The following is a 6,403-nucleotide window of genomic DNA, read 5'->3' on the forward strand; positions in this document are numbered from 1 at the left end:
TTACCCGCTTAGCCTGCGGGTTCACGGCGGAAAGAGCGCCGTCGATGTGAACCATCGTCCTGAATCCGGCGCCGGGCTTCGAAACGGCGGGGAACCGTGTCTTGCCAAGTGAGCGGCTCAGATGAAGAATGCCCTTGTCAATGGAGCCGCGCGCAACCGAGGTAATGATAAAAAATGCGTTCTTCGCGAACGGCGCCTGTCCTACGACCGATGGCTTCGTCGTCGAATCGAAGATGACGGCGCTGTCATCCTGGTAAGAGACTTTCACGTCCTTGCAATAGCGGGCAAGCGCGTCTAGGACAAGCTCACCCGTTCCTGCGGGGTGCTGCATGAGGTAGCGCATCTTCCTAGTGTATACCGCTCGCCGTCGCTGAACGCTCAGGACGCCTGCGTCGAGCGCGAACTGTGGTGGCGGAGCATCGAGGCCGATCCCCGACCTCGATGCTTTCTGGATTACGGTCACGCGACCGGAAAGCTCCTCGTCGACCCCGCCCGAGGAAAGGGTGTCGCCGGATCGGGGAGATCTCGCGACAGGAACGGGCAGAGCTTGGACCAGCCGTCACCAGCCGCGATGTTCATAAGCAGGAGGTTCTCTCGCCCAGAAAAATATCTGACGACGGCGCTGTTGTGGGCGGCGTAGGCCGCCAGAAAACTGTCACGGTCGAAGCTCGATCGGCGATAGAAATCGCGTTCCTCTGGAACGAGGTCACGCCCACGGGTGTGCCACTCCACACTCTCTATCCAGTCTTCCGGCGTGCGGATTGTGAGGATGAACCGTGCCTCGGGGAAGGATGCGACCAACTCTCGCCAAATTGTTGGTATTGGCAGGTCGCTCACGGCATCCATTCGTTCCATGAGCCCGAGTCGGAAGACCCTGCGGTCGACGTCTCGCCGGATCTCCGCGCGGTCGTTCCAATGGCTGGCCCGGTACCCGAGTATATTCAGTGCCTCTGTCAGGGTTGATGTGCCGGTCCGGTGAGCCCCGATGCCGAATATCGGCGGACGGGGACCCCGGATATCAGTAGATTTCCTTTGCACCGTGTGTCTCCAGATACCAGGGCCCCTCGCGATCAGCGAAGTCGGTGTTGGTGTGCGGTGAATCAGGCCCGACGGCGGCGCGGTCAGCGGCACGCCAGACAGAGTAGGTATGGCCGCGCACATAGTCTATGCGGCCGTGCACTACGGCCGCCGTCTCCAGGACGACCAGTGCCGCCAGCGCTACCCAATTGGCGCGGTTGCGGCGTGCGATAGAAGCCAGAGCAGACAGAACGTTTGCGGGACTGCGGGTGGCAGGACGGTATCCAAGTTGCTTGATGGCCGCCATGTGTTGGCATGCGACCCTGCGCCGCTGGCGGTACAGATGGGCGACACGCCGGGGCGGCAGGTTGTAGACTCTCGCCTCGGGGACATAGCAGATCCGTCGTCTATCGCGGATGACGAGCGACTCGATCAGGACCTCGTCGCAGTGCACGCCGTCGGGCAGACGCTCGGGTAGGCAGGCACGACGAACGGCTACGGTCTCGCCCAGCTTCGGGGAACGGCTGGCCACCTCGTGGTGCAGGTGCCACAGGACCTCGTGCAGCCGCCCGGCAGCCGTGGGCAGGACGGCGACGCTGAGTACTCGCGCGCCGGTCATCGCGCACTGTGGGTCCGTCACCATGGGGGCCGCCAGCCGCTCAACCAGAGCGGGGCCCGGCACGACATCTCCGCCCGAAATCATCACAATGTCACCGCTGGCCACTGTGAGAAAAGTATTGATGGCGGCCAGTTTCCCCCGCCGCCGATCCCTTTCTATGAGTCTTACCCGCGCATCGCGACGAACATACTCAGCAACCGTCGCCACCGTGCCGTCGGTGCACTTACAGCACACCACGATAATCTCAAATATCTCGACTCTGACGGTTTCTTGGAGCAAAAAATTTTCGATGACTCTGCCTATAGTGTCGGCCACGTTGTGGGCGAAGATACCGACGCTGACCCGCATTTTAGACCCCCGGCGCTGGATGTTATCGGTGTGCAACCTCGTCGGCGAACCAGCGCAGCGCCTCCGCCCGGCTGCCGGGCGCGACCGCATGCTCGCAGACCACGAGCTCGTCCACGCCTTCCTCGGCATAACGAGCTACCTGCGCGCGCATTTCTGCCGCGTTGCCGGCCATCATGGCCTCCCAGGGACCGCCCGACCCGGCGGGAAGGTGGGCAGGCACGATCATTGTCACGGCGCCGCACTGCACATCCGCGACTCGTCGGCCGGCGGCCAAGCATTGCGTGGCCAACTGGCCGCGAATCCGCCCGGCGGAGGTGGGGTCGGCCCATACTGTCCACCGCTCGGCGTACCTGGCCGCGACGCCAAGAACGTGCGGCCCGGTGCCGCCGACCAACAGCGGAACCTCCGCTTTCTGAGCACGCAGGGCGTCGCGTATGTCGGCACATGCCCTGTCGAGCAGGACCGCACGCTCGCCAATGCTGGGGAACGGCAGGTCCAGCCGTGCATGCTCGTCGCGAGAACCGCCCGCGCCAACGCCCAGCACGAAGCGTCCGTCCGTGATCTGATGCAGAGTGACCGCGGTTTGCACTACCAGGAGCGGGTGCCGGAAGGCATTGGCCAAGACCAGGCTGCCGATCTCGATCCGGGGGACAGCGGTGCCGAGCGCGGCCGCCATGGATAAACAGTCGAGCAACCAACGCTCGCCCTCGGCGAAGATGTGGTCGCTGAGCCAGAGCGCATCGTAGCCCAGCCGCTCGATCGCCATGGCCTGGGCCAGTAGATCCGGCCAGAGATGCGTTGCTCGGCCAGCCAACTGAAGCGCATGGGACTGCCTCACTCCCCCTAGTGCTCGGCGGAATCTTCTCGGACGTCAAGGATGGAGGGCCGGCGCCCGGCGTACGGACCCGTCAGCAACTGACGCTGCCGGTCGGTCCATGGATGATGCAGGCTGGCCCACGGTGACTGTCGCTCCCACTGCATGAAACCGGGAGCGTACTTATACAACAACGCGCGCCGGTCGTGTCGGGCGCTCCAAGGGATTGACCCGTGGGTGACCGCCTCGGTGAAGACGACGGCGTCGCCGGCTTTCATGGGCACATGTGCCACGGGCGGCGTTTCTCCGGTGATGGCGCGGATCTCGTCTGGTAGGGGGAAGTTGGCCTTGTGACTTCCTGGGATTACGCAGAAACCGCCGTCGCCTGGCCCGACGTCAGTGAGGGCGTAGGAAACCACGACCAGCCCGTTGAACATGCGACCGTCGCGTACCAGGTAGTACTGGGACGGGTCGAAGGGCGTGCCGCCATTGTGCAGGTGATGTGGGGTCGTCGCGCCCGCGCCAGCGCGCATGAAGATGGCGTAGCTATGGTCGAGCCGCAGTCCCGGTCCAAGCAGCCGCCGCAGTATGGGCATGACACGCGGCTGATCGACCAGATCGCGCAGTTCTTGGCCCCAGTCGTCAAGAAGCCCGGTAACCATATCCACCGGGCCTGCGGTCACGTCGACGTTGGCCTCATCCAGTGGGGGGAAACCGGTATGAACGTAGGGGTACCTCGTCAGCAGTTCCGGCACGCCGACCGCATCCACCGCCGCGTTGAGCCTCGCTAACTGATCTTCGCCCAGTACGCTGCGCAGGACGATATAGCCGTTTAGGTCGAACAAGTAGCGCTCGATTTCGTTCACCGTGGCTCCTGGCCCCGCCAGGCGGGCATACGGTCGGCACATGGCGGCTGGAAAGAGACGAAGGTGCCGGAGGTGTCGTAGTAAACTGAATGGTCAGGCCGCTGGTCTGCTACAATTACTGGCCTCGCGATGGGGCGGATGGGCTTCTTCGGTGGCCGGGAAAATATCGCCCGATGCGCGGCGTCTACCTCGTTGAGGCTCGCCCGGCAATCGCTGATCGGGTTGTCCCGCGTGTATAGGTACAGGACCTCTGGGATCATGAGGTGGCGACCACCGGCCAGCTCGAGTGCCGGGATCATGATGGCTGTATCATAACATGCCATGAACCAGCCGCCGTCGTCGAAGGTGAAATCTTCAGGGCTGAGCTGGTCAAACAACCAGAAGCGCATGGACCGCAGGTGGTTGAACCAGATGGCGTCCGGGTCATCGCGTCCAGAGAACGCTCGGTAGGCGTTGGCTGAAACAACCTCCACCGGAAAGTTCATTGCCGGTGTAACCAGATCGTCCCTCGGATCGCATAGGTAACTTCCATAGGTGATCAGCGGGGCATAGGTATCGTAGTACCAACGCAATCGTGTCAGGGCGTCCGGATATATCAAGCGGTCGTCGGCATCGACAAAGACGATGACGTCCTCGGGTTCTGGCGCGAGCAGTCTGGCCGCATGGTACAGATTGTAGAGAGCACCACGCCGCTGCTGATTGACTACCGCCGTCCAGCCCTGCCGCGCGCAGAAGTCGGTGACAAACGCCGCCTGCCGCGGATCGTCCGAGGCGTCGTCGATCACACAGACATCGACGGCGGGATCGGTCTGCGCGGCCACAGACCGAAGGCTTCGCTCAAGGTACTGGTAGCAGTTCCAGCCTGGCATCAGAACCTTGAATCTCATTGTGTTGTCCCCTTGATGCGGCGTGCCTGGGCGTAGGCTTCGGCCATTCGAATCTCCATGACGTCTATGGCGAAGTGGGACCGGGCACGATCGGCGGCAGCACGGGCAATCCGCCTAGCCCCGTCGGGATGACTCAGAATGGTGTTTACCGCCGCCGCGATTGCTGCTTCGGCTCCCGGAGGGACCAGAAAACCGGTTGCTCCGTCAGTGATCAGGTCGGGTAGCCCGCCGACCAACGTCGCCACCACGGGCACACCGACGCTCATTGCCTCGATCACCACCCTCGGTGTGCCCTCGCTGTCCGAAGGACAGACGAGCACATCGGCGCCGCGCAGCAGCTGCCCGACGTCTGGGCGCAGTCCCACGAAGCGCACGCGGTCGGCGAGCCCCCACCGTTCAGCCAGACGATGTGCCTCCAGCTCCAACGGCCCGCCACCGATCACCACGAAGTCGAGGTCGGACCACTTGGTGGCCAGGAACTGGGCGGCCCGGAGGAACAGGTCGATCCGCTTCTCCGGCGACAGCCGGCCGACGAAGACCATCCGACGGGTGGCCTGCCCGCCCACCTGCTCGCTCAGGTACCCACGTGGGGCCTCTGGCACTGCGCGTACACCATTGGGAATGAACCTGACTGCGCGCAGGCCATGAGCACGCAGCCTTCCGGCTTCCTGGGCGCTGGTTGCGACCACCAGGTCCGCGTCTCTCAGGCACAACTCGTTCAGACCACTCAGCGCGCGGAACGCTGGCCCGGTACGGATGAAGCCATGGACACTCATGACCAGAGTCGGCGGGCACGGCGGTTGCCGCCACCGAGCCCGTCGCATCGCCACAGCTATAAGGTCGGCACGGTAGCCGTGCGAGTGCACGATGTCCGGCCGCAGCTTGGCGATGGCTCGTCGGGCGTCGCGTAGCCAGGCCCGCATGCCGCCAGCCGTGTGCTCGATGCACTCCACCCCCCGTTCGCGCAGTACCGCCGCGAACATCGGGTTGGAACCGAATGCCATAACCACGGCACTCATGCCAGCCGTGCGCTGAGCCTCGGCGAGATCCGCGACGTGGAGGTCGGCGCCGCCGATCTCTCCGGGCGGGCGCGGCCGAATCAGATGCAGCACGGATAGCGGCTTCCTCACGAGTGGGTCCGCCAGAACCGCTCGGCGGGCGCGACACCGCCACCAACCTGGACGCCATAGGAGGTCAGGTGTTCTCGACGCTGGTCGGGCTCGTCCCAGAGCACGCCCTGCTGGGAGCCATAGCAGTCGATCGCGTCCAGTTTCGCGGCCCAGTCCCGCGGCGCGGCCCGGTGGAGTACCGGCCCCGTCGGCCGCAAGTCTTGCGCCCACCCCGCGCAGCGCCGGTAGAGCACGTACGGAACGTCCTCGTACCACAGGACGGGCCGCCGCAGCCGCTTGGCAGCCGCGGCGATGATGCAGTGGTCGACGTGGCCGCCAATACCCATTGGCGCCAGCAGCAGATCGGCTTCTCTCATCTCGGGCAGGTCGGTGAGCCGTCGCGCGACCTGGGCGACGATGTCGGGCTCGACGCTGCGACGACGAGCGAGAAAGATATCCGGCCCCGCTGAATAGCGTGGGAGCCCGGCAGCATCGCATCGGTACAGGGCCTCTGGCATCTTAAGCCGGACGGGAACCGCGCCCAGCCGAGCCTGAGCGGAGTCGTCTTCCTTGCGTCGGTGGAGCATGGCATCGTCGCCAAGGCCACACGCGTGATGGAAGGGCGGGGTCAAACGGTTGTAGCGACGCCTCGATAGGATGATCGTGTTGGCGTCGAGGGACTGGATGGTGGATGGGCCGGCGGGAGCAGTTGACCATCGAGGAGCGGGAGCTGATTTCCCGGG

General features: G+C 64.4%; 8 protein-coding genes. All 8 read right to left on the reverse strand.

All coding sequences use genetic code 11. The features are described from left to right. The coding region (locus tag AC08OV_RS22630; RefSeq protein ID WP_476620278.1) for a hypothetical protein at window positions 1–343 on the reverse strand (343 nt) is incomplete at its 3' end. Window positions 344–459: 116 nt separating this feature from the next. Next, complete coding sequence (locus tag AC08OV_RS22635) at window positions 460–1,131, reverse strand: sulfotransferase family protein (RefSeq protein WP_476615378.1); 672 nt, start codon at window positions 1,129–1,131, stop codon at window positions 460–462. Further along, window positions 1,019–1,984, reverse strand: a complete 966-nt coding sequence (locus AC08OV_RS22640) for a glycosyltransferase family 2 protein (protein ID WP_476615379.1) — start codon at window positions 1,982–1,984, stop codon at window positions 1,019–1,021. Before AC08OV_RS22640 ends, AC08OV_RS22635 begins: the two co-directional genes overlap by 113 nt. A 22-nt stretch (window positions 1,985–2,006) precedes the next feature. After that, on the reverse strand, window positions 2,007–2,822 hold the full coding sequence (locus AC08OV_RS22645; RefSeq protein WP_476615380.1) for an LLM class flavin-dependent oxidoreductase: 816 nt from the start codon (window positions 2,820–2,822) through the stop codon (window positions 2,007–2,009). 5 nt (window positions 2,823–2,827) lie between these two features. Then, on the reverse strand, window positions 2,828–3,664 hold the full coding sequence (locus tag AC08OV_RS22650) for a phytanoyl-CoA dioxygenase family protein (protein WP_476615381.1): 837 nt from the start codon (window positions 3,662–3,664) through the stop codon (window positions 2,828–2,830). Further along, window positions 3,661–4,551 carry a glycosyltransferase family A protein gene (locus tag AC08OV_RS22655; RefSeq protein WP_476615382.1) on the reverse strand — a complete coding sequence of 297 codons (891 nt, stop codon included), beginning with the start codon at window positions 4,549–4,551 and terminating at the stop codon, window positions 3,661–3,663. The genes AC08OV_RS22650 and AC08OV_RS22655 overlap by 4 nt, the downstream gene beginning before the upstream one ends. Beyond that, window positions 4,548–5,663: a glycosyltransferase gene (locus tag AC08OV_RS22660; RefSeq protein ID WP_476615383.1), complete on the reverse strand. Its 1,116-nt coding sequence runs from the start codon at window positions 5,661–5,663 to the stop codon at window positions 4,548–4,550. The genes AC08OV_RS22655 and AC08OV_RS22660 overlap by 4 nt, the downstream gene beginning before the upstream one ends. 14 nt (window positions 5,664–5,677) lie before the next feature. After that, window positions 5,678–6,403 (reverse strand): PIG-L deacetylase family protein (locus tag AC08OV_RS22665; RefSeq protein WP_476615384.1); only part of this gene is annotated, 726 nt, incomplete at its 5' end.

The organism is Frankia sp. CeTa3Moorea, assembly GCF_978021225.1.